The following is a 228-nucleotide window of genomic DNA, read 5'->3' on the forward strand; positions in this document are numbered from 1 at the left end:
CTTAGGCTTTCGGCGGATCAGATTCTCACTGATCTTTTCGTTACTCATACCGGCATTCTCACTTGTATAATGTCCAGCGCTCCTTACGGTACACCTTCAATCCTTATACAACGCTCCCCTACCCCTGATGCAAGCATCAAGCCATAGCTTCGGTGGTGTGTTTAGCCCCGTTACATTTTCGGCGCAGAGTCACTCGACCAGTGAGCTATTACGCACTCTTTCAATGGT

General features: G+C 48.7%; 1 rRNA gene. It reads right to left on the reverse strand.

From position 1 onward, the window contains the following. A 23S ribosomal RNA gene (locus M3629_RS28900) occupies positions 1–228 on the reverse strand; the annotation flags it as partial.

Origin of the sequence: Paenibacillus polysaccharolyticus, from assembly GCF_023714295.1 — a bacterium.
Lineage (GTDB): Bacteria > Bacillota > Bacilli > Paenibacillales > Paenibacillaceae > Paenibacillus > Paenibacillus polysaccharolyticus_A.